Source organism: Georgenia wutianyii (assembly GCF_006349365.1).
GTDB classification, from domain to species: Bacteria; Actinomycetota; Actinomycetes; order Actinomycetales; family Actinomycetaceae; genus Oceanitalea; species Oceanitalea wutianyii.
On sequence record NZ_CP040899.1, the window covers coordinates 1,718,863 to 1,741,295 of the forward strand.

Consider the following 22,433-nt stretch of genomic DNA (forward strand, 5'->3'; position numbering starts at 1 on the left):
ACGCCCCGCGCAGCAGGCTGCGAAGCCTCAGAGGGGTGTCCCAGAGGAGGAAGTCCTCCGGGACACCCCTCACGGCGCGCAGCGGAACGCGCCGGGGTGTCCTGGAGGGGGAAGCGCTCCGGGACACCCTGTGCGGGCTCTGGGACACCCCGTGCAGCGCGCGTCGGGTGCGCAAAGGGGTGTCCCAGAGGGTGTGGTGGGGTCGGCTCAGGCGGCCGACGTGCGGGCCTCCGGCGAGGCCGAGTCGCCCTGGGGGCGCTCGCCGTCGGCGGGACGCTCACCGTCAGCCGGACGCTCCGGACGCTCACCGTCAGCCGGACGCTCCGGACGCTCACCGTCAGCCGGGGGCTGGGGCATCTCGCCGTCGGCCGGGGGCTGGGGCATCTCCCCGTCGGCCGGGGGCTGGGGCATCTCCCCGTCAGCCGGGGGCTGGGGCATCTCCCCGTCGGCCGGGGGCTGCATGCCACCCGCGCCCGGGCCGCCCATCGGTCCGGCGGCGTGCTCCCCGCCGGTGACGGTGGCGACGGTCGTCGCCCCCTCGAGGTCGGCGTCGTCGTGGAGACCCGCGGTCGCCTCGCCGCTCACGCTCGCGCCGACGAGCACGTCGTAGCTCTCGCCCGCGACGAGCTCCGGTGAGGACAGGACGACGGAGGAGAAGTCCTTCGGGGACTCGAACGCGGCGATGACCTCGCCGTCGGACGTCGTGATCGCGACGACCGTCCCGGCCTCCTGCGGGTCGAAGGTGGCGAGCACCGAGGCCTGCGGGGAGTCCGTGCTCGGGGCCGTGGCCATGCCGGAGCTGCCGGTCGCGAGGAGGGTGCCGCCCTCGACGGTGAACTCGCCCATGACGTCGATCGCCCCGTTGCCCTCGTTCGTCGGCCCGGCGACGACGACCGTCCCGCCGGTCATGTCGACGGTGCCGTTGGAGTCGAGGCCGTCCCCGCCGGCGTCGACGACGACCGTCCCGCCGGTGATGGTGACCGAGTACTCCGCGGAGGCCTGCGCCTCCGGGCCGTTCTCACCGTTGCCGCCGGCGGCGTTGATGCCGTCGTCGGTGGACACGAGGGAGACGTCACCGCCGGTGATCGTGATGGCCGCGGCCTCCAGCCCCTCCTCGGAGCGGCTGACCTCGACGCTGCCGCCGGTGACCGCGAGGGACTCCTCGGCGTGCACGCCGTCGTCCCCGGTCGCGAGGGTGAGGTCGCCGCCGGCGATCGTGGCCACGGCGTCGGAGTGCACGGCGTCGTCGGCGGCGTCCACCGTGACGGTCCCGCCGCCGACGACGACGGACACGTTGCCCTTGAGGCCCTTGGCGGAGGCGTCCTCCGCGAGCTCGCCGCCCGCGCCGCCACCGGAGGTGACGTCGAGCGTGCCGTCGCCGACGATGACGTCGGTGGCCGCGTCGAGGCCGTCGGCCCCGGACTCGACCGTGACGGAACCACCGAGGACGGCGACGTACCCGGCCTCGGCGTCCTCCTCGTCGTCGGACTTCAGGCCGTCGCCCTCGCTCGTGACGCTGACCTCGCCGCCGGAGACGACGACGTAGTCCTTGCCGCGGATGGCGTCGTCTGCCGCCTGGACCGCGACCTTGCCGGAGTCGATGACGAGCCCGTCGTTCGCGGCGATGCCGTCGTTCATCGCGCCGGTGACCTTGAGCGAGCCGGTGCCGGTCACGGTGAGGTCGGCGCGCGAGAACAGGGTGCCGTCGGGCTCGTCCTCCCCCGCCGTCCGGGCGGTGTCGGTGAGGCTGTTGGTCGAGCCGTCGGCGAGGACGACGACGGCCTGCCCGGCCTGCTCGACCGCGATCGGCGCGGTGGTGGAGCTCGTGATGTCGGCGCCGTCGAGGACGAGGCGGACCAGCCCCTCCGTGGCGGAGCTGACGACGACCTGCCCGTCGGTGAGCGTGCCGCTCAGCCGGTAGGTGCCGGGCTGGGAGATGGTCACGGTGCTCCCGTCGACGGACGCGCCCTCACCGGAGACCGTGGACCCGTCGTCGGAGAGGTCGATGGCGACCTCGGTGTCGGGGTCCCAGTCGGTCTCGGTCTCGTGGGCCGCGACGTTGGCGGCGAGCGCGTCCTCGACGGACGCGGCGTCGATCTTGAGGTCGACGGTGTCCTGCGCGGCGGCGTCGGGCTGCGAGCCGGAGCAGCCGGCCGCGAGGCCGCCCACGAGGAGGACGGCAGCCATCGGGCGGATGGCGTTGCGCATGATGTGTGCCTTTCTCATCTGGTGGGGGTCGGGGTGGCGTCCAGACGCCGCAGCGTCCGGTGCCAGCGGTTGGAGGGGAGGTCGGGGTGGAGCAGGGCGAGCCCGGTGGCGAACTTGGAGATCCGCGCCGGGCGGTGGCCGCGGGCCCACAGGAGCCGGTCGACCGCGGACGGCGTCGCGCCGGTCTTGGTCTCGACGACGGCGAGACCGGTGGCGTCCCGGGACCTGCCCGCCGGGTCGCGCCACTCCAGGGCGGTGTCGACGGTCGCGCGGGCGCCGTCACCGGGCAGGTAGAGCGTGGCGCGCCGGTAGCGGGTGAGGAGCACCGGCTCGAGCCGGTCGACGGGCGCCGGGTCGATGCCCGCGTCGCGCAGCGTCGTGGCGACGAAGGCGCGCTCCTCGCCGGTGAGCCCGTCCGGAGCCCCGGCGGGCCGCGGGCGGCGGACCTTGACGCTCGTGCCGCGCGGGCCGCGGGTCTTGACCTCCAGCCAGCAGGCACCGGAGTCGTAGGTCCGCGTCCGCACCTTGAAGCGTCGCCGACGGCGGTGGGCGGTGGCCGCGAAGGCGTCACCGGCCGGGGTGTCGAGGTAGACCGACTCGTAGCCGAAGGTGCGTCGTCCGCCGATCTCCAGCGCCGCGACGTCGGCGGGGAGCCCGGCCGTGACCGCCTCGGCCTCCTCGTAGGTGAGGAGGTACTTGCGGTCGACGCGGGTGAGCCGTGCGGCGCGTGCCTCGAGCTCGGGCAGGGTGACGGCGGGCAGGTGGTCCAGGGCGAGGTCCGGCGTGCTCATCGCGCCACCGCCGTGCTGCCCACGCGCCGCGCGCCGTCCGCCCCGGTGGGTGCCGGGGCCGTACGGGAGTCCTCCGCGGCGCGCCGGCGCTGCGCCGGCACGGTGTAGCGCACGTCGACGAGCGTGGTGTCGTTGACGAGGTCGAGACGCTGCACGGTGACCTGGTGGACCCGTCCGCCGAGCAGCTCCGCGAGGCACGCGGTGAGCTCCTCCTCCCGGCTCAGCGCCCGGTCGAGGAGCACGGTCTGGGAGCGCATCCGCGGCAGCAGCCGGGGGTGGTCACCGACGTACATGACGGCGAGGACCACGGCCATGAAGGCGGCGTTGACGGTGGGCTCGGTGACGCCGAGACCACCGAGCAGGCCGAGCGCGAGCGCCGAGAAGTAGTACGCGACCTCGCGCTGGGAGAGCTCGCTGGACCGCAGCCGGATGATCGACAGCACCCCGAACAGGCCCAGGCCCAGCCCCGCCCCGACGGTGCTCGAGGAGAGCGCTGCGGCCACCCCGAGGACCCCGACGTTGACGCCGAGGTAGGCGACGGCGAGGTCCCGACGGCGGTGCCGGGGCAGGTAGAGGGCGAAGGTGAGGAGGGTGACGGCGACGACGTCGGCCAGGACGAGGAGGAGGTTCGGCACGCTGGCTCCCGGGACGCGGCTGGGCTGGACGACTCCTATTGCGCCAGCCCGGCCTTCACCGGTCCTGGGACGTTCCTGTGAGCAGCATGTGAGCCCGGCCGGTCAGGTGCCGCCCTGCGTGCGCCCGGGGTCGAACCCCCAGGGCAGCTCCAGACCGTGGGCGGCGAGCAGCTCCTCGTCGGCGAGCAGCTCGCGGGTGGCGCCGTCGGCAACGATCCGCCCGTCGTCCAGGACGAGCGCCCGGGGACAGACCTCGAGCGCGAACGGGAGGTCGTGCGTGACGACGATCTGCGTCGCCGGGAGCCGGGAGAGGGTGGTGGACAGCTCGCGCCGCGCCGTCGGGTCGAGGTTCGACGTCGGTTCGTCGAGGACGACGACGTCGACCTCCATGGCGAGGATCGTGGCGATCGCGGCGCGGCGGCGCTCGCCGAGCGACATCCGCTGCGGGTAGCGGGCCTGGCTGCCCGCGAGCCCGACCTGGGCGAGCGCGGTGCCCACCCGCTCGTCCAGGGCTGCCCCGCTCACGCCGTAGTTCGCCGGACCGAAGGCGACGTCCTCCCCGATCGTCGGCATGAAGAGCTGGTCGTCGGGGTCCTGGAAGACGAGGCCGACGCGGCGTCGCACCTCGAGCACGGTCTCGCGCGACACGCGCAGGCCGTCGACGGCGACGTGTCCGTCGTCGGGGCTGAGGATGCCGTTGAGGTGGAGCATGAGCGTCGTCTTGCCCGCGCCGTTGGGGCCGAGGATCGCCACCCGCTCCCCCGGCGCGACGTCGAAGCTCACGCCCTCGAGCACCGGTGCGCCGCCCCCGGGGTACCCGTAGTGCAGGTCCGCGACCGTGACACCGGCCGCACCGGTCCCCCTCGCGGCGCGCAGCGCCGTCATCGGGCGTCCGCGCGGTACCCGCGGGCGAGCATGGCGAAGTGGATCCGCTCCCCACGGGCGTGGGCCCTGACGAACAGGGCGCCGACCGCCATCCCGAGGACGCGCCAGGCGCCCGGCCCGCGGGCGGTGAACCCGCGCGCCTGACGAGCCATGCGCATCCGGGCGGCCTCCTCGGCGATGACGTCGAGGTAGCGCAGCATGAAGGCGAGGATCTCGGTGAGCTGGCGGGGCAGGCGCAGGCTCTCGAGCGCGGCGACGACGCGTCGTGGCTCGGTGGTGGAGGCGAACGCGATCGCGGCGAGCAGGGCGAGCGTCGCCTTGGCGAGCAGGCCCCACGCGCCCCACAGCCCCTCGACCGACAGCGCCACGCCCCGCACGTCGACCCGGGGCCCGGTGGCGATGAACGGCATGAGCAGCGCGGAGACGACGAACGGCAGCTCGATGAGCATCCCCTTGGCCACGGTGCGCGGCCGCACCCGGCCCAGCGCGAGGACGACGCCGACGACGACGGCGTACCCGCCGAACACCGGAACCCACTCACGCGGGGTGAGCACGACGAGGACGGCGAACGCGACGAGCAGGAGGAGCTTCGTGCGCGCGTCGACCCGGGAGAGGAGGCTCTCGCGGACGGGGGTCACGTCAGCGCTCGCGCGTGCGGCCGCGGGTCAGCCGCCCCACGCCCCAGGCGACGGCGAAGGTCACCGCGCAGCCGACGAGACCGACGATCGCGACGGACAGGCCGGTCGGAAGGCCCGCGACGCTGTAGTCGGCGAACGGGCTCGCGGCGGCGGCGCTCTCGCTCGCCTCGCCGATGAAGCCCTCGGACTCGGCGACGTACTCGAGGCCGTCGGGGTGCCCGGAGGCCCAGACGCTCACGACGCACGCGACGAGCAGCGCGACGGTGAGCGCCCCGACGGTGAAGGCCCGGGCCGAGATCCGGCGCCGCCCGCGCTGCGCGCTCATGCCCGTGCCTCCCGGCCGGTGGCGGGCCGCACGGCCCGTGCGTAGCGCGCCCCGTAGACGAGGTCGGGGCGGGTCGCGAGGACGGCGGAGACGACGACGGCGGTGATCACCGCCTCGCCGACGCCGATCACCAGGTGCCAGCCGACCATCGCGGCGAAGATCGAGGAGACCGGGACGGAGACGGTCCCGCCGACGACGAAGAGCCCGGCGAACACGGCGGCAGCGACCGGCACGGAGAGGAATGCACCGACCGAGGCCGCGGCGGCGACCGACCAGCGCCGACGCGGCAGGACCGCGACCGCACCGCGGAACACCCACCACCCGACGACGACCGTCACCAGGGCGATGAGGGTGATGTTCGTGCCGACCGCGGTGATCCCGCCGTCGGCGAAGAGCAGCGCCTGGACGATGAGCACGACGCTGAGGCACAGCACCGCCGTGCCGGGTCCGACAAGGACCGCCGCGAGGGCACCTCCCATGAGGTGCCCGCTCGTCCCGGCGCCGACGGGGAAGTTCACCATCTGCGACGCGAACACGACGGTGGCGACGATGCCCACCATGGGAACCTTGCGGTCCTCGTCCCCCTCCCTCCGCGCGATCGGGAGGGAGACCGCGATGCCGGCGGCGGCGACGACGCCGGTCGCGATCGATGTCGGGAGGTCGAGAAATCCGTCCGGAACGTGCATCGCGCGACCCTTTCGTTCCCCCCACTCGCGAATGCGAGCGAGTCGCACTTGCCAATCTAGACCGCCCGCCGAGGCCCGGCCAGCGCTAGCGCCGGCCCGGTGGCCGGGTGACAATCGGAGCCGAGGAGGGCCTGCCGGCAGCGCCTGGGGCCCTCTTGTCTGGAGCCTCTGGGGGGACGGCGAACCATGACCGAGATCGTCACGGGGACGCCGGCGTCGGCGCCCGACCGAGGTGCAGGGCTCGCGTGCGCCCGGTTCGGACGGGTCGTGCTCATCGGCCCGCGCACGGTCCTGCGAGTGACGCAGGGGGCGAGCGCCGGTCAGGTGGCCTCGCCGTTCACGGCGCTGGTCCACACCCGCGAGGGGGCCACCTCGCGCAGTCACGTCGTCTCGTCCCGGACCGGCCTCGCCCCGGTGCTCGGGCTGGGAGAGGACGTGTGCGCGATCGTCGTCCCCGACGTCCTGCTCCCGCCCCGGGACGTGGTGGAGGCGGTGGTCCCTCTCGAGGACGGCTCGCTCGCGCGGGTCTCGCGCGAGATGACCCGCGCCCTGTGCACCGCCGTCCAGCCCGGGCGCTCACCGGCCTCGGACACCGCCCTGGAGGACCTCGCGGTGGCGATCGTCCGGGACGTGCTGCGGGAGCACCATGCGGCGACGCGGACCGGGCCGGAGGACTCGGACGACATCCGGCGCCTGGCGTGGTCGACGATCGCCGAGCGGCACTGCGACCCGGAGTTCGCGGTCGCCGCCCTGGCCCGCGAGCTGCACGTGAGCAGACGCCAGCTCTACCGCAGGTTCCCGGACCCGGTGGGCCCTGCGGACCTCATCACGCGGTACCGGCTGTCCACCGCCGCACGGCTCATCCGCGAGGACCCCGCGCTCGCGCTGTCCGACGTCGCCGTCCGGTCCGGGTTCTCCGGCGTCGCGACGATGCGCGCGGCGTTCGTCGCCCGCCTCGGGGTGACCCCCGCCGAGTACCGCGAGCACCACGACGTCGAGCGGACTGCCTGAGGTCAGTCCGGCGAGACGCACCGTTCGCACAGGCCGACGAGGTCGCTGTGCCGGGCGTCGAGCCGGAACCCCGCGCGCCGGAGCAGCTCACCGACGTCATCGAGCGCGTCGGCGGGCAGGACGACGACCGTGCCGCAGCGGTGGCAGTAGCCGTGCAGGTGCTCGTAGCCCTCACCCGTGGCGGCGAGGTGGTAGCTGGTGGCACCACCGGGCAGCCGGCGGTATGCGACGACGCCGGCCGCCACGAGCAGGTCCAGGGTCCGGTAGACGGTGGCCCGGTGGACGGTCGAGTCACCCAGGGCTGCGACGACCTCCTCGGCGGTGAGGTGGTCCGCGCTCGCGGAGAGGACGTCGAGCACGGCGCGCCTGCCCGAGGTGATCCGCTCCCCCCGGGCGCGCAGCGCCGCGACCGCGGCCTGGGCCGAGCGCGGCCCCGCGGCGTGGTGCACGTGGTCGTGCTCGACCTCTCGCGCGGTGCTCGACATGGGCCTCATCGTGCCACCCGGCAGCCCGGTGGCCTAGGACCGGTCGAGCCCCTTGACCGAGTACGCGACGATGAGCGCGACCCACGTCGTGAGGATGTAGGGCCAGGTGTACGTCTCGAGGCCGAGGCGGTGCATGAGCAGCGTGACGACCGCGGTGACGACGATCCACGGCAGGGAGTACAGCCAGGAGGCCGTCGAGCTCTTGAGGAACGTCACACACAGGGCGATCGCGGTGAGGACGCCGGAGTAGTTCGCCAGGCCGTTGGCGATCTCGCTCCACTGCTCCCCCATCGCGATCGCCGTGAGCGACCCGAGCGCGCTGCCCAGCAGGCCCGCCAGGCCCACCCGCCAGCTCGCGATGAACAGCCCGAGGAGGATCGCCGCGCCCGCGAAGGGGTTGTCCACGAGGACGACCTGCGACACGTTCGTGAGCAGCGAGAGGAAGAACGCCTGGACCGGCTCGTCGGGGAGGTCGGAGGGCGAGGAGGACACCGCGAGCGACGTCGTCGACAGGACGATGATCGTGGCGACGATGACGAACGGGGCCGTCGTGTAGGGCAGGTTGTACTTCTTCAGCGCGGTCTTCGAGAACAGGGCGTCGATGAGCCACGTCACCGGGCCGGTGAGCAGCCCGCCGCCGAACGCGAGCGCGTAGCACCACCACTCGTCCCCGCCGAGCGCGGCGAACACCGCCGCGCCGACGAGGGTGCCGGAGAAGGACTGCATGCCGGAGGCGACGTTGGAGGGCGGGTAGCCCATGGCGCGCCCTCCGAGCGCCCCGCCGAGGGCACCGATGAGTGCGAGGACCCCCATGCGCCAGTCGGCGATGAAGAACGCGGCCAGGACCAGCAGGCCGGTGATGACGTTCACCTGGAAGAAGATCTGGGACGGTCCGCGCAGGAGGGCGAACCCCCAGGGCGCCAGGCCTGTCTGCTCGCTGGGCGTGGTCACGACGCACCTCCGTTGTCCATGGTCGGCGGGCTACTTCCTGATCGTGGGTGCCGGGCTCCCGGTGAGGAGCTCGTGTGCCGCGCGGGTGGCCGACCGCCACACGGCCGCGGCAGCGACGGTGTCGTTCCCGACGAAGCGGAGCCAGGCCCCGGAGCCGACGGGCAGCGTGCTGACGCCGAACCGTCCCTCGGGCGCGTGCGAGAACGCGTCCGCCGCCGCGGCGTGCAGGACGTCGGCCACCTCCTTGGCGGGCACCGCGGTCGTCACGACGTAGATCGTCGAGACGACGTCGAGCGAGCCGAGCACCGCCGGGCCGCCGCTGCGCCCGTCACGGGGCACGAGCCGCACGCGGTCGACGGCGACGGGTTCCCCGTCCGGCCGGCGCACCGTGAAGTCGCTCGCCAGCGCCGAGAACTGGTGGTGCTCCCCCCGGCTGAGCCGCCCGGAGTACACGGTCTCCCCGGCGACGAGCGTCGCGCTCTCCGCGAGCGTGACGTCGGTGCGTTGGTAGAGGCGTGAGTCGCGGTACGGGATGAGCGGGTCGGGCAGGTACTCGACGTAGGCGCCGGGCGCGAGGTCGAGGTTGACGAGTGCCGTCGCGTAGCCCGACTCCATCCGGTAGACCTTCGTGTGCGCCTGCGTCGTCACGTGCGCCGAGGTGCCCTCACCGAACCACAGGTCGGTCCGCTGCCGGTCGTTGTGGAGGATGCCTCCCCCGGTCGTCATGACGTAGGTGTAGGGCATGTCGGGCCGCGCCTCGTCGTAGTACATGGGGCGCATGATCTGCAGCGGCGTCTTCTGGTAGTGCCGCACGAGCTCGGTGCGCTGCTCCCCTGCCGGCCCGCGCACCTCGAAGCCGAGCTCGAGCAGGCCCACCTTGCCCGACGTACCCACCGGCAGGGTGTGCGCCGCCGTCCCGTACCGGGAGACCTCCGCCGGTACGTGGGCGGGCTCGTAGTGCGCGGCCGACAGTCGCTCGGGCGGCGCGCCGGGACCCGGCAGCGCTGTCGTCCGCGGCGGGTCCACGACGCTCTGCCCGGTCACGCGATCAGCTCGCCCCGCCGCGCGTGCCACGTCGCCATGATCGTGTCGAACAGCTCGGCGACGCCGGTCCCGTCGAGGGAGTTCGTGAGGACGACGGGCTTGTCGCCGCGGACCGCGTGGGCGTCGCGGGTCATGACGTCGAGGTCCGTGCGCACGTACTGGGCGATGTCGATCTTGTTGATGACGAGGATGTCGCTGTCGGTGATGCCCGGCCCTCGCTTGCGCGGCATCTTCTCCCCCTCGGAGGTGTCGAGGACGAAGACGAACACGTCGGCCAGCACCGGGGAGAAGGTGAGGGTGAGGTTGTCGCCCCCGGACTCGTAGATCAGCGTGTCGATGTCCGGGAAGCGCTCGAGCATCTCGTCGCCCGCGGCGAGGTTCATCGTCGGGTCGTCGCGCACGGCGGTGTGGGGGCAGGCACCGGTCTCCACCCCGAACACCCGGTCCGGGTCCAGTGTCCCGGCCAGGGCCCGCCGCACGTGGTGGGCGTCCTCCTGGGTGTAGATGTCGTTGGTGATGACACCGGGCGTGCGCCCGGCTGCGATGAGGATCGGGACGAGCGCCTCGGCCAGTGCCGTCTTGCCCGAGCCGACCGGCCCGCCGATCCCGATACGCAGGACGTTCTCACTCATGCGGTTGTGCCTCTCTCGGTGGTCAGGTGGTGAAGAGCCGCGCCTCGGCGCGTTCGTGGGCGGCCGACATGACGTCCCCCATGGGGGCGAACCCGCCGATGTCCGCGACGGGCCGGGCCATCGCGTCGGCGACCACCGCCTCGATGACGGGCTGGGCCCGCCGGAGCATCACCTGGTTGCTCCGGTGGTCGGTGAGCCGCAGCCGCAGCGCGGCCCCGGCGTAGCTCACGGCGAAGGCGAAGAGGTCGGAGGCCACGGCGGCGGCCGTGGGCACCCCCACTGCCGCGTAGCAGACCGCGGTGACGACCGGCTGGCAGCCGGGCACCTCCTTGGCCTTCACCCGCGCCGCCCACGCGGCCACCTCGGGGCCCGCCGTCGTGCCGGCGAAGGTCTCGGCGGCGATGTCGGCGAGCTGGCGGCCGCTGCGGACGCTGGCAAGACGCAGCTCGGCGTTCAGCTTCGTCGCGTGGAGCAGGCGGTCGAGGTCGGCCACCGTCTCCCAGTCGCCGGCCCGGGCCGCCTCGTGGGCCCGGGCGAGCGCTGTCGCGTCGCCCGGGCCGACCACGGAGACGAGCAGGTCCTCCAGGAGCTCGCCGACGCTCCGCGCGTCGACGAGGCCCGCCTGGCTGAAGGACTCCAGCCCGTGCGACATCGTGTAGAAGCCGCTCGGGAAGGCTGAGTCGCTCAGCTGCAGGCTCACCAGCAGGTGGGTGAGTGCCGCGTCGCCCGTCCGCGCGGCCACTCCCGGAGTACCCATGCTCACGCCAGGTAGAACAGCTGGGTCAGCGGCAGCGACTGGGCGGGGTCGATGTGGGCCGGCTCGCCGTCCAACGTCACCTGGTAGGTCTCCGGGTCCACCTCGATGGCCGGCCGGGTGTTGTTGCGGACCATGTCCTCCTTGCCGATCGAGCGCGTCCCCCGCACCGGCAGGATCATGCTCTTGAGGCCCAGCTTCTCGGGCACGCCCTTCTCGATCGACGCCTGGGAGACGAAGGTCGCCCGCGTGGCGTTGAGGGCCTGGCCGACCGCACCGAAGGACGGGCGGAAGTACACGGGCTGGGGAGTGGGCAGCGAGGCGTTCGGGTCGCCCATGAGCCCCCAGTTCACCAGTCCGCCCTTGACGACCATCTTCGGCTTGGCGCCGAAGTGGTCGATCGGCCACAGGACGATGTCGGCGATCTTGCCCGGCTCGAGCGATCCGACGTAGTCGGAGATCCCGTGGGTGATCGCGGGGTTGATCGTCACCTTCGCGAGGTACCGCAGGACGCGGAAGTTGTCGTTGCCCTCCGCGTCCTCGGGCAGCTTGCCGCGCTTGTCCTTGCAGTGGTGGGCGGTCTGGAACGCCCGTGCCACCGACTCCCCGATCCGTCCCATGGCCTGGGAGTCGGAGGAGAACATCGAGATGACACCCAGATCGTGCAGGACGGTCTCGGCCGAGATCGTCTCCGCGCGCACCCGGGAGTCGGCGAACGCGACGTCCTCGGGGATGTCGTAGGACAGGTGGTGGCACACCATGACCATGTCGAGGAGCTCGTCGACCGAGTTCACCGTGTACGGCAGGGTGGGGTTGGTCGAGGAGGGCAGGACGTTGGCCTGGCCGGCCATCTTGATGATGTCCGGTGCGTGCCCACCGCCGGCGCCCTCGGTGTGGTACGTGTGGATCGTCCGGCCGTCGATGGCGGAGATGGTGTCCTCGACGAAGCCGGACTCGTTGAGACTGTCGGTGTGGACGGCGACCTGGACGTCGTACTGGTCGGCGATGCTCAGCGCCTGGCTGAGGGCGGCGGGCGTGGTGCCCCAGTCCTCGTGGACCTTCAGGCCACCGGCCCCGGCCTCGATCTGCTCGATGAGGCTCTCCGGCATGGAGGCGTTGCCCTTGCCGTGGATGCCGACGTTGACGGGCAGGTCGTCCCAGGCCTGCATGATCCGGTGGATGTTCCACGGGCCGGGGGTGCACGTCGTGCCGTTCGTGCCGTCCGTCGGGCCGGTCCCGCCGCCGAAGAGGGTCGTGATGCCGTTGGACAGGGCCGCGTAGGCCTGCTGTGGCGAGATGAAGTGGACGTGCGGGTCCATGGCACCGGGCGTCGCGATGAGGTGCTCGCCCGCGATGACCTCGGTCCCTGCTCCGACGATGAGCCGCGGGTCCACGCCCTTCTGGGTCTGCGGGTTGCCGGACTTCCCGATGCCCACGATCCGCCCGTCCTTGACGCCGATGTCGGCCTTGACGATGCCGATGAGGGCGTCCATGACGATGACGTTGGTGATGACGAGGTCGAGCGCGCCGGTGGCCGACGTGGCCGACGGGTTGGAGCCCATGCCGTCGCGGGCGGACTTGCCACCGCCGTAGACGACCTCGTCCCCGTAGCTCTCCGAGGCGTAGTCACGCTCGATCTCGATGACGAGGTTCGTGTCGGCGAGGTGGACCTTGTCCCCGACCGTCGGGCCGAACAGGTCGGAGTACTGCTTGCGCGAAATGACAGCCATCTCAGTTGCTCCCCTTCGTCTGCCCGGTGCCGGGCTTCGTGCTGGATCCGCTCCCACTGCCCGAGTCGGGCTCGCCGTCGGCGAAGCCGCGCTCGGCGAGCAGCCGCAGGGCACGTGCCTTGGTGCTCTTCGCGTCGAGCCCGCCGTTGACGAGCCCGTTGAAGCCGACGATGCGGCGGGCGCCGGCGAAGGCGACGAGGTTCACCTCCTTGGTCTCCCCCGGCTCGAAGCGCACGCCGGTGCCTGCCGGGATGTCCAGGTGCATGCCCCAGCCGCGCTCGCGCACGAACCTCATCGCGGGGTTCACCTCGAAGAAGTGGAAGTGGGAGCCGATCTGCACCGGCCTGTCCCCCGTGTTGGTGACCCTCAGGGTCACCGACTCCCGTCCCTCGTTGATCTCGATCTCGTCGGTGCCGTGGTGGTACTTCGGCTTCCTGTTGATCATCGTCGTCCTCCGGATCCCTACTGGTGGTAGCCGTGCACCCCGTCACCGACCGGCGTCGCCGGGCGGTGGTCGGCGTGGGCGTGGGGGTGGGCCGAGCCGTGCGAGTGCACGTGCGTCGTGCCGTCTGCGTGGGTGTGCGGGTGCTCGTCGCCCGCGTGGGAGTGCGCGTACCCGTGGCCGTGGTCGGCCGCGAGTGCCACGTCGATGCCGTCGTCGCCCGCTACGAGGGCGGCGAGCGCTGCGACCACCCTGATGCGCACGACGCGCGCGACGGCGGCCTCCCCGACGAGCGGGCCGGCGAGCTCGACGTCGGCGTCCGGGAGCGTGGCCGCGAAGCCTGCCGGGACGGCGACGACGCGCTCGGCGCCGAGGGCACGGGCCCGGGCGGCGGCGGCCGCGAGCTCCGCGGAGTCGTCGGCGATGGTGGCGTGCACCTCGGGCAGCGCACCGTAGGTGGCGACGAGGTAGGCGAGCCGGTGCAGCTCGGCCTCGTCGAAGGGGTTGGAGTGGGGGGCGACGGCGAGCAGTGCGGTCCGCCCGCCCCCGGTGGCGGCGCGGTTCGCCGCGGCGCGCAGCCAGGTGGTGAGGTGGTCGGTCGTGCCGAACGGGGCGCTGACGGCCACCCGGCCCGGTGCTCTGGCGGAGAGCCACTTGAGGGTCTTGGCGGTCTCGGCGACCATCTGCGGGTCGCGGCCGAACGTCATCGGCACGGCGACCACCGTCTGCTCGGACGCGAGCGCGTCCTCGGCGAGGTCCTGCAGACCGCGTCCGGGCGCCGTCGCCGCCTCCGCGATGGTCGCGGCCGACCCGGTGAACCGGGTCAGCTCTCTCCCGTAGGCGCTCTCGTGCCCCCCGACGAGGTACACCGCGACCCCGGGCCCCCCAGCCACGTGGTCAGGCCCCGATCGGGTCGTGGCAGGAGACGAGCTTGCTCCCGTCCGGGAAGGTCGCCTCGACCTGGAGCAGCTGCACCCGCTCCCGGACACCGTTCATGCACTGGGCGACGGTGACGACCTTCTTCCCGAGCTCCATGCACTCGGCGACTGTCTTTCCGTCGCGCGCGGCCTCGAGGATCGCCTCGGTGACGAGGGCCTGGGCCTCGCTCACGTTGAGCTTGGTGCCCCGGTCGCGCCTCCGGCGCGCGAGCTCGGCCACCTGGTACACGTACAGCTTGTCCATTTCGCGCGGTGCGAGGTCCACGACAGCTCCTTGCTCTTGAGCGCTGACCCGGCCGGCCCCGGCCGGGTCCCTTTCCGCCATGCTGGCACGCGGTCCGGCGGACCGAACGGCGGGGCGGCGATTGGGCACGGGATCGCGCCGGGTGGCACAGATCCGTGCCTGCACGCGCGAGCCTGTCGCAGGAAGAGCCCGCTCCGGCCACGTGGAGAGGTGTCGCGCACAGGGCAGCCTCCCGGCCGCGCGCAGGTTCAGTCGCTCGCGCCCCGGGCCGGCGCACCCTGGGACATCGAGTCGACCGTTCCCGGCTGGACGGCGTCGAGGAGGGTGAGCAGCGCGTCGTTGAGCCGGGCGACGAGGATGAGCAGTGCACGCTCCCGGTCCGACCCCGGGTCTGCGGCGTCGACGTCGAACTCCGCGGGCGGGTGGATGCGCTGGGGCAGCGCGCCGCGCAGGACGGCGAGCACCGCGTCGAAGTTGTCCCTGGTCGCGCTCGCGAGCCGCGCCCACTCCGGATGGGTCGGGACGGGTCCCTCGCGCAGCACCCGGACGATGTTCTCCTCGTAGCCGAGGATCGACCACAGGCAGGTGAGCTGGGCCTCGATGCCCTCCGACTGCAGCGAGCCCGAGTTCCGGCGGATTGGGACAGCGACCTGCTCGAGGTTCCCGATCTGGCCGGAGATCTGGTGCCCGGCCCGGTGCAGGCGGGCGTTGCTCGGGCCCTCGGCGCCGCCGAGCCGGAGGAAGATGTCCCGGGCGAGCGTCTTCGTCCGCCCGACGACGTCGGACATCCCGTGCAGCACGCGGGTGCGCGTGCGGGTGGGGAAGACGAAGGCCGAGACGACGACGGCCACGACCGCACCGATCGCGGTCTCGGCCAGCCGCACCTCCACGGTCTCGACGTCGAGCGTGCCCAGGGCGTCGTACATCGTCGCCAGGAGGAGGGTCGACCAGAAGGAGAGCCACGGTGAGGAGACCGTGCGCAGGAAGGCCATGGCGAACGTGCAGAGGATGAGGAGGGGGATCGCCAGCTCGAGCCGGTGCCCGGCGGCGATGGCGAGCCCGAAGGCGAGACCGGAGGCGAGGACGGTGGCGAGGATGCGCTGGAACGCCTTGACACGGGTCTCCCCGTCGCTGTCGGCGAGGACCTGGAAGGCCGGGATGGCCGCCCAGTACTGGTGCCGCTCCGAGACGAGCGACCCGAGGGCGAGGGCCAGTGCGGTGGAGACCGCGGCCTGGAACGCCTTGCGGCCGGCGGCGCCGGCCGGGGCGTGTGCGGCAGCTGCCGGCGCGTGCTCGGGGTGGTGGGCTCCCTCGGTGTCCGGGGGCGGCGCGGGCGTGTGGAGCGGACCGCGGTAGGCCTCGTGCATGTCGTCCAGCGCGCCGCGGAGCTGGAGGACCGCCTCGAGGATCCGCCGGGCGACGTGCGGCCACCCCGGCTCGGCCGGGGCCGGGAGCGGCCCGGCGGACCGCGCGGGGGCCCCGCCGGCACGCAGCTCGGCGATGTCCTGCTGGACGTCGAGGAGGTCGGCGGTGAGCCGGGCACGCTGCGCGGTCGTGATCGTGATCGTCGCGGACGTCGGCACGAGGGCGACGAGGTTCGTCGCGGCGAGGTGCAGGTCGAAGATCCGCGCGCGCATCGCGTGCGCCCGCTCGGGGCTGATGCCGGGGACGTCGTCGGCGCTGAGGTTGCCGTTGAACGCCGCGGCCGTGTGGTGAAGTGCGGTCTGCCCGGAGCGCAGGGTCCGGATGAGGTGCTTGTCGGTCCGCCCCGTCGACACGACGTCGACCATCGTGTCGACGAGCTGGTCCACCCGCTCGTAGACGGCGTCCAACCCGCTGTCCACCTGACGTTCGAGACTGGGGCCGGGCACGAGGGCAGCGATCCACGCGCTCACCACGCCGACCCCTACCGCCAGGAGGACGGCGGGCAGGTCGGAGGTCTGCATCCCGGTGAGCAGGACGACGTAGTAGCTGATGAACGCGAGCTGGCCCAACCCTCCGAACTGGCGGCCGAAACGCCGCAGCCACATGGCGATGCCGGCGACGACGGCGAGCTCGAGGACGGAGATCAGCTCGTCGTCGTGGGGCAGCACGGTCCCCAGCGTCGCGCCGATGACCGCCGGGACCGCCGTGAGGGCGCCCGTCCACCATCGCGAGCTGCGGCGTCCTCCGCTGACGGACGGCGCGGCGAACACCGAGATGAGGCCGGCGAGGATCACCGCGTGGACCGGGTCGGCGTCCAGCGTGCCCGCGATCGCGGCGGTGACGGCGACGGCCAGGGCGACCGTCCCCACGGCGCGGATCGCCTCGGTGAGCCGGACGAACCCGGGGTCGACGAGCAGCCGGCGCCGGCGCAGCCACGCGCCCACGCGCCCGGGGTGGCCGGAGGGCCGCGGACGCACCTCCCCGCCCACGACTTCCCCGGCGGCCTCGGCGGCGGTCGGTCCCATGGGGTCGAGCCGGACGCCGTCGGGGGTGGTGAGGGTCGTCCGGTAGATGGGCTGGTAGTCGAGGTCCCGGGCGACCTGCTCGACGAACGCGCGGGCGGGCACGGCGAAGGCGAGCCAGGCGGTGTAGCGGCGGTAGGCGTCCGCGCGGTCGAGTGGGGTCGTCGAGCGGGTGAGCCCGGCCATGCGGCGGTCGATCGCGAGGAACCGCTGGGCCCAGGGGTCGGGTCTCCCGACCGGCCTGCGGCCCTCGACGGCGTCGGCCACCGCCGCGAACTCCTCCTCGGAGACAGCCGCGACCACGGGGTTGCCGGAGAGCCCCATCCTCGCCTCCGTGCGCAGCCGGAACTCCTCGAACTGCTCGGTGAGACGCGCGAGGTTGGGCTCCTTGGTGGGGTCGCTGCCGGTGGGCAGGCCCCAGGTGAGGGCGCCGATGACGCCGGAGGTCATGGCCAGGGAGAAGGGCAGGGAGAACTGGTCGCGCCCGCTCTGGAAGTAGTAGGCGGTGCCGTTCTGGGCGAGGCCGTCGGAGTAGGCGCCGAGGGAGTCGACGACAGCGCCGAGCTGTCCGTCCAGCCCCCGGGCCTCGCCGTCGGGGAAGAACGGCTGGAGCGTGTCGACCGCGTCCCCGATGCCGTGCCCGACCTGGAAGAAGTTGGCCGACAGGGTGCGCAGCGACTCGATGACGCCGTACACGCTGCTGAGGAACGTGATGATGAAGGAGACGAGGGCGATGCTCAGCAGCGCCTCGCTCACGGTGAGCACGTTGAGCAGGAAGAACGCCGGGGAGATGTTGTCGACGCCGACGGTCGAGAACTGGCCGACCGCGAGGTAGAGCGCGCCCCCGAAGTCGGCCTCGACGCCGGCGGAGATCTGGAACGACGTGCTGGACTGCATCGCGCCGAGGTAGATGAGCGCGAAGCCGAGGATGATCCCGGTGAACCACAGGACGATCGTCGAGACGAGCAGGATGCCGGTGACCTGTCGCAGGAGGACGGGACGCCACCGACGCCCTACCCGGCGGGTGATGCCGCGCAGGGCGAGCCACTCCCACCTCACGACCTTGTCGAGGACGAGGCCGTGCTCGTCGAAGTTGAAGACCGTGAGGAAGGTGTCGAGCAGCGTGATGGTCAGGACGAGGACCCCGAGCACGATCCACACGGTCTCCATGTGGTTCCCCCTTGTGGTTGGTGTCGGCTAGACCGACCGGCCGAGCACGAGGCCGAGCAGCGCGAGGAGCACCGTGACCACGATCATGCCGAAGGCGTTGAACAGCGCCCGCCCGTAGGTGCGGTGCTGGATCATGTGGACGGTGTCGACCATGGCCGTGCTGAACGTGGTGTAGCCGCCCATGACGCCGCCGCCGAGCACGGCGAGCCAGTCGGAGGACAGCACCGAGGAGTCCGCCAGCCCGGTGAGCAGCCCGAGCAGGAACGATCCGGTCGAGTTGATGACGAACGTTCCCCACGAGTAGCCGCTGGTGACGCGGCGCATGATGAGCCCGTCGATGATGAAGCGCAGGGCGGCGCCGATGCCTCCGCCGAGCATGACCAGGAGGAACACGGAGCCGCTCATCGTCCCGTCCCCCGTCCCGGTGCGGACCCGTCCTTGGGGGTCCCGTCAGGGTGCCGGGGCGGTCCGACCGCTCCACCGGCGAGGACGCCGAGCCCTGCCGCGGTGACGCCGACGAGGACGCTGCCCAGCCCGTAGACGACGGCGAGGCCGAGGTCTGACTCCGCAAGAGTCGCCGTGTCGGTGGCCAGCGAGCTGTATGTCGTGAAGCCGCCCATGACGCCGGTGCCGACGCACAGCCGCACGTCACGGCGTGCCGGCGTCTCCGGCCGGCGGGCGGCGAGCGCGGTGAGGAGCAGCCCCAGGATGAAGGCGCCCGCGACGTTGACGATGAACACCGCCCACGGGACGGTGTCGCCGCTCCACGGCAGGGCGAGGGCGATGCCCTCGCGTCCGGCCGTGCCGATCGCCCCGCCGAGCAGGACGAGCAGGACGAGGCGGGGTTGCGCGTACGCCGGTCTGGGGACGTGGCGGGCGTTGTCCCTGTGGTGTTCGACGACGGTCATGGTGACCTTCTCTCGTTGGGTCGGGGTCGGTGGTGGTCACTGGTCGGTGGTGGTCACTGGAGGATGCTCGGCTGGAGCTCGCGCAGGGTCAGCAAGCGCATCCGCGCGGTCCCCGCCGTGGCGATGAGCGCGGCGCCCAGGGCCCACGCGAGGAGCACGGCGATGTCGCCGCGCACCCTCGCCGGGTCCCCTCCGTACATGACCTGGCGCAGCGCGTCGACGACGTGCCCCATGGGCAGGACGCCGTGGAGCGCGGCGAGGGGCGTGGGTAGCGTCTGCCAGGGGAAGGTGCCGCCGGCCGTCACCAGCTGGAGGACCATGAGGACGAGCCCGAGGAACTGCCCGACGGCCCCCAGCCACACGTTCAGCGCGAGGATGATCCACGTGTAGGAGGCGGAGGCGAGGACGAGGAGCCCGAAGGTGGCCCACGGTTCGGCGAAGCGGAAGTCGAGCGCGAGGGCGAGGACGCCGAACAGCCCGGCCATCTGGACCGCGCCGAGGAGCGCCGGCGTGAGCCAGCCGGCAACGGAGATCCGGATGGGTTTGTACATCGCCGAGATGGCCCGGCGCGACACCGGCCGGACGATGAGGAACAGGGCGTAGATGCCGATCCACGCCGCGAGCGCGGCGAAGAACGGGGCGAGCCCGGCGCCGTAGTTCTGCGCCGGTGCGATGGCGCTCGTGTCGATGCGCAGGGGGTCGGAGAGCATCCGGCTCTGCGCCTCGCGCACCGCGGTGTCGTCGTCGGGGATCTGGGAGACGCCGTCGGACAGGCCGGTGGAGAGCTCGTTCGCACCCGACTGCAGCTCACCGATGCCGCTGCGCAGCTCACCCACGCCGCTGAGCAGCTCGCTCGCGCCGGAGGACGCCGAGCCCAGCCCGTCGCTCAGGGTCTGGGCGCCGGAGGCGACCTCGTCGGCTCCGGCGTCGAGCTCGTTGATGCGGGCGACGGTGGCCTGCGCGCGGTCGTCGAGCTGCTCGATCCGCTCCCCCACCGGGTTGAGGAGGGTGAGGACCTGGGCCACCTCCGCCTGGGTGAGCCCGAGCGCGGTGAGGTTGTGGGCGAGGTCGGTCCGGGCCTGCGGGACGAGCGCGGCGGCCTCGGCGGCCACGGAGCCCACCTCCCGGGCGACGGCGTCGATCTGGTCGACGCCGCCGGCGACCTGGCGGCTGCCGGAGGCGAGCCGTTCGGCGCCGGCCTGGAGCTCGCCGATGCCGTTCACGAGCTCCTGGGCCCCGGACTGCAGCCGCTCGCCGCCGCTCGCGGCGGACGACAGGCCCTCGGTGAGCCGGCTCGCGCCCCCCGCGGCGTCGGAGAGCTTCGAGCGGATCTCCGCCAGGCCGTCGAGGAGCGCCAGGGCGACCTCGTCGACCACCTTGCGCACGATGAGGGTCTCGACCCGCTGGACCGCCTCCGTGCCGATGGTCGTGCCCAGGTAGCTGTTCGCGTCGTTGGTCTGCAGCTCGATCGTGGCCTGCTGCGGGTCGGTGGAGTTGATCGAGGCGATCGAGGCCGAGAAGCCGGAGGGGATGACGACGGCGAAGTCGTAACGGCCCGACCGCAGGCCGGCGCTGACCTCGTCCGCGCTCCCCTCGGTCCAGTCGAACGTCCCGCTGCGCAGGAGCTCCTGGGCGATCTCGTCGCCGAGGTTGCGCTCCGAGCCCCGGATCTCCGCGCCCTCGTCCTCGACGACGACCGCAGCGGGGATCCGCCCGAGCTGACTGTAGGGGTCCTGGTTGGCCCAGAGGTACAGGCCGCCGTAGAGGATCGGCACAGCGAGCAGGGCGAGGAGCGCGACCGCCGAGAGAGGGGTGGACACGAGCCGGCGGAGCTCCGCGGCGATGAGGTGGGGGATCTTCACCGTTCACCGTCCGCGACGTCCGGCTCGCGGTCCGGGTCCGGCTCCGCGTCGCGGTCCGGCTCCGGCTGTACGTCTCGTTCCGGCCCCGCGTCGCGCTCCGGCTCCGGGTGCTGATCCGTCTCCGGCTCCGCGTCTCGGTCCGGCTGCGGCTCCGGCTCACCGTCCGGCGTCTGGAGCTGGGCTGTGGCGGCGTGGCGCCCCTCGTGGGACGTGGACCGGTCCGGTTCGGGCAACCGTGCCGCAGGCGGCCGGGGGGTGAACAGGACGGTGCGCGAGGCGATCCCGGCGAGGACGAGCACCGCGATGTCGCGCTCGGCGATCTCGATGGCGATGTCCCACCAGGCGTGGGGGTCGCCGCCGTGCCGGTCGGGTGAGACGAGGACGATGCCCTCGACGCCGTTGCGCAGGAGCGCGAGCTCGCACAGGATGCGCACGCGTGCGGCCGGCTCGAGGTTGCTCATCGGCAGCCGCACCGTGTCCCCCAGGCCCTGCTCCCGCAGCCACCGGCGGGCGCTGGCCGGACCGGAGCGCCACCGGGCGAACATGAGCTCCTCGGCGACGACGCCCGTCACCGAGACGTTCGGCTCCGGGGCCGAGACGTCGGGGGCGTCCACGAGCGCGACGCGGCGGCGCAGGGACCGTCTGTCCCGCTTCCCGTCGATGAGGACCGAGCCCGACTCCTGACGCATCCGCCCCGAGGCCAGCAGGCCCAGGACGGTGGGTCGCTGCTCGGTCTCGGCGATCTCGAGGGTGGCGTGCCCGGTCTCGAACGACAGGTCGGTGACCGGCAGCGCGTCCTGGCGTTGCCCCTTGGTCACCTGCTCCAGCTGGACGCGCACCGGGATCACAGCACCGACGAGTCGGGCGGGCGGCTGCTGCCGTGCGTGCGGGAGACCGCCCGGAGGCGCGGGAGAGGCACGACCGTCGCCGTGCATCTGTGCCACCGACCGTAGGTGCTCACGTGGCCCCCTCCCCCGAACGGCCCGTGCCGGACAGTATCAATCCGCCAGTTGTCGCCCGCAACAGGCGTGCTGCCCGGAGCAGGTCGCCCGCACCGGCGCCTACCCACGGGCGTCACCGGGGTGTGCGGAGAGGACGAAGCGCCGACCGTCGACGGCCGCCCTGACGACGGCGAGGGTCTCCTCGGGTCGCTGCGACGTGGTGTCGAGGACGTGCCGTTCGAGCGGGCCGAGGTCGGCCAGCTGGTCCCACATCGCGGTGACCGGCCCGGTCTCGACGAGCGCGTCGGGCGCCGACCGTGCCTGGGCCCGGCGCAGCGCCTCCGCGCGGCTCGGCCGCAGGACGACGTAGTGGACCCGCGGAGCGGAGGACGCCGGGTCAAGGACGTGCGGGAGCATCCACGGGCCGATGATCCCGTCGACCACCGTGGTGAAGCCCCCCTCGGCGTAGGTCCGGGCGGCTCGCCCGACCGCGGCCATCACCGTGCGGTTCTGCGGGTCCGACCCGGGCAGGTACGGGGCGATGCCGCCCGAGACGATGACGTGCCAGAAGTCGTCGGTGTGCAGGTGCACGGCCTTGGCGTAAGTGGCCGCGAGGCGCCGCGCGGTCGTGGTCTTCCCCGCCCCCGGCGGCCCGCTCAGGAGGACGACGTCGGCCTGCACGCCCGCGTCCCGCCCCGACCACCGG

Annotated in this window: 23 protein-coding genes; 1 reads left to right on the forward strand and 22 read right to left on the reverse strand. The window is 73.0% G+C overall.

What is annotated here, in order from left to right:
- Nucleotides 1-207: 207 nt before the first annotated feature.
- From FE251_RS07700 to FE251_RS07730, 7 genes are all read right to left on the reverse strand, one after another.
- Nucleotides 208-2,226, reverse strand: a complete 2,019-nt coding sequence (locus FE251_RS07700) for a carbohydrate-binding domain-containing protein (RefSeq protein ID WP_223147585.1) — start codon at nt 2,224-2,226, stop codon at nt 208-210.
- Complete coding sequence (locus FE251_RS07705) at nt 2,223-2,999, reverse strand: polyphosphate polymerase domain-containing protein (RefSeq protein WP_139948409.1); 777 nt, start codon at nt 2,997-2,999, stop codon at nt 2,223-2,225. Before FE251_RS07705 ends, FE251_RS07700 begins: the two co-directional genes overlap by 4 nt.
- Nucleotides 2,996-3,634, reverse strand: a complete 639-nt coding sequence (locus FE251_RS07710) for a DUF4956 domain-containing protein (protein ID WP_139071899.1) — start codon at nt 3,632-3,634, stop codon at nt 2,996-2,998. Before FE251_RS07710 ends, FE251_RS07705 begins: the two co-directional genes overlap by 4 nt.
- A gap of 102 nt (nt 3,635-3,736) precedes the next feature.
- Entirely contained in the window at nt 3,737-4,519 is a 783-nt protein-coding gene (locus FE251_RS07715) for an energy-coupling factor ABC transporter ATP-binding protein (RefSeq protein ID WP_139071900.1), read from the reverse strand.
- A complete protein-coding gene (gene cbiQ, locus FE251_RS07720; RefSeq protein ID WP_139071901.1) occupies nt 4,516-5,157 on the reverse strand; it encodes a cobalt ECF transporter T component CbiQ in 642 nt (213 codons plus the stop codon). The genes FE251_RS07715 and cbiQ overlap by 4 nt, the downstream gene beginning before the upstream one ends.
- 1 nt (nt 5,158) lies before the next feature.
- Nucleotides 5,159-5,482 (reverse strand): PDGLE domain-containing protein, encoded by a 324-nt coding sequence (locus tag FE251_RS07725; protein ID WP_139071902.1) that lies wholly within the window; start codon nt 5,480-5,482, stop codon nt 5,159-5,161.
- On the reverse strand, nt 5,479-6,168 hold the full coding sequence (locus FE251_RS07730) for an energy-coupling factor ABC transporter permease (RefSeq protein WP_139071903.1): 690 nt from the start codon (nt 6,166-6,168) through the stop codon (nt 5,479-5,481). Before FE251_RS07730 ends, FE251_RS07725 begins: the two co-directional genes overlap by 4 nt.
- Nucleotides 6,169-6,354: 186 nt before the next feature.
- Here FE251_RS07730 and FE251_RS07735 point away from each other — a divergent pair, with 186 nt between their 5' ends.
- A complete protein-coding gene (locus FE251_RS07735) occupies nt 6,355-7,179 on the forward strand; it encodes an AraC family transcriptional regulator (RefSeq protein WP_139948410.1) in 825 nt (274 codons plus the stop codon).
- Between the two features lie 2 nt (nt 7,180-7,181).
- Here FE251_RS07735 and FE251_RS07740 read toward each other — a convergent pair whose 3' ends face one another.
- The 15 genes from FE251_RS07740 to FE251_RS07810 all read right to left on the reverse strand — a co-directional run bounded on the left by FE251_RS07740 (nt 7,182) and on the right by FE251_RS07810 (nt 22,408).
- A complete protein-coding gene (locus tag FE251_RS07740) occupies nt 7,182-7,664 on the reverse strand; it encodes a Fur family transcriptional regulator (protein WP_168202682.1) in 483 nt (160 codons plus the stop codon).
- Nucleotides 7,665-7,697: 33 nt separating this feature from the next.
- The gene (locus tag FE251_RS07745) at nt 7,698-8,615 is read right to left on the reverse strand and encodes an urea transporter (protein ID WP_139071906.1); all 918 of its coding nucleotides are present in this window, start codon (nt 8,613-8,615) and stop codon (nt 7,698-7,700) included.
- 30 nt (nt 8,616-8,645) lie between these two features.
- The gene (locus FE251_RS07750; protein WP_223147507.1) at nt 8,646-9,659 is read right to left on the reverse strand and encodes an urease accessory protein UreD; all 1,014 of its coding nucleotides are present in this window, start codon (nt 9,657-9,659) and stop codon (nt 8,646-8,648) included.
- Nucleotides 9,656-10,291, reverse strand: coding sequence for an urease accessory protein UreG (gene ureG / locus FE251_RS07755; RefSeq protein WP_139071907.1), 636 nt, complete (start codon nt 10,289-10,291; stop codon nt 9,656-9,658). Before ureG ends, FE251_RS07750 begins: the two co-directional genes overlap by 4 nt.
- 22 nt (nt 10,292-10,313) lie before the next feature.
- Nucleotides 10,314-11,048, reverse strand: coding sequence for an urease accessory protein UreF (locus tag FE251_RS07760; protein WP_139949294.1), 735 nt, complete (start codon nt 11,046-11,048; stop codon nt 10,314-10,316).
- A 2-nt stretch (nt 11,049-11,050) separates the two neighbouring features.
- Nucleotides 11,051-12,775: an urease subunit alpha gene (gene ureC / locus FE251_RS07765; protein ID WP_139071046.1), complete on the reverse strand. Its 1,725-nt coding sequence runs from the start codon at nt 12,773-12,775 to the stop codon at nt 11,051-11,053.
- Nucleotide 12,776: 1 nt separating this feature from the next.
- Entirely contained in the window at nt 12,777-13,220 is a 444-nt protein-coding gene (locus FE251_RS16000) for an urease subunit beta (protein WP_139071047.1), read from the reverse strand.
- Between the two features lie 17 nt (nt 13,221-13,237).
- Complete coding sequence (locus tag FE251_RS07775) at nt 13,238-14,110, reverse strand: cobalamin biosynthesis protein CbiX (protein ID WP_139948411.1); 873 nt, start codon at nt 14,108-14,110, stop codon at nt 13,238-13,240.
- 4 nt (nt 14,111-14,114) lie between these two features.
- Nucleotides 14,115-14,420 carry an urease subunit gamma gene (locus FE251_RS07780; protein ID WP_139948412.1) on the reverse strand — a complete coding sequence of 102 codons (306 nt, stop codon included), beginning with the start codon at nt 14,418-14,420 and terminating at the stop codon, nt 14,115-14,117.
- A gap of 227 nt (nt 14,421-14,647) precedes the next feature.
- Nucleotides 14,648-18,016, reverse strand: a complete 3,369-nt coding sequence (locus tag FE251_RS07785; RefSeq protein WP_139948413.1) for an FUSC family protein — start codon at nt 18,014-18,016, stop codon at nt 14,648-14,650.
- 27 nt (nt 18,017-18,043) lie between these two features.
- Nucleotides 18,044-18,421: a fluoride efflux transporter FluC gene (locus tag FE251_RS07790; RefSeq protein WP_139071051.1), complete on the reverse strand. Its 378-nt coding sequence runs from the start codon at nt 18,419-18,421 to the stop codon at nt 18,044-18,046.
- Nucleotides 18,418-18,924: a fluoride efflux transporter FluC gene (locus tag FE251_RS07795; RefSeq protein WP_139948414.1), complete on the reverse strand. Its 507-nt coding sequence runs from the start codon at nt 18,922-18,924 to the stop codon at nt 18,418-18,420. Before FE251_RS07795 ends, FE251_RS07790 begins: the two co-directional genes overlap by 4 nt.
- Nucleotides 18,925-18,977: 53 nt before the next feature.
- Complete coding sequence (locus tag FE251_RS07800; protein ID WP_139948415.1) at nt 18,978-20,786, reverse strand: YhgE/Pip family protein; 1,809 nt, start codon at nt 20,784-20,786, stop codon at nt 18,978-18,980.
- A complete protein-coding gene (locus FE251_RS07805; protein ID WP_179954743.1) occupies nt 20,783-21,625 on the reverse strand; it encodes a hypothetical protein in 843 nt (280 codons plus the stop codon). Before FE251_RS07805 ends, FE251_RS07800 begins: the two co-directional genes overlap by 4 nt.
- A 222-nt stretch (nt 21,626-21,847) precedes the next feature.
- Nucleotides 21,848-22,408: an AAA family ATPase gene (locus FE251_RS07810; protein ID WP_139948416.1), complete on the reverse strand. Its 561-nt coding sequence runs from the start codon at nt 22,406-22,408 to the stop codon at nt 21,848-21,850.
- Nucleotides 22,409-22,433: the final 25 nt, after the last annotated feature.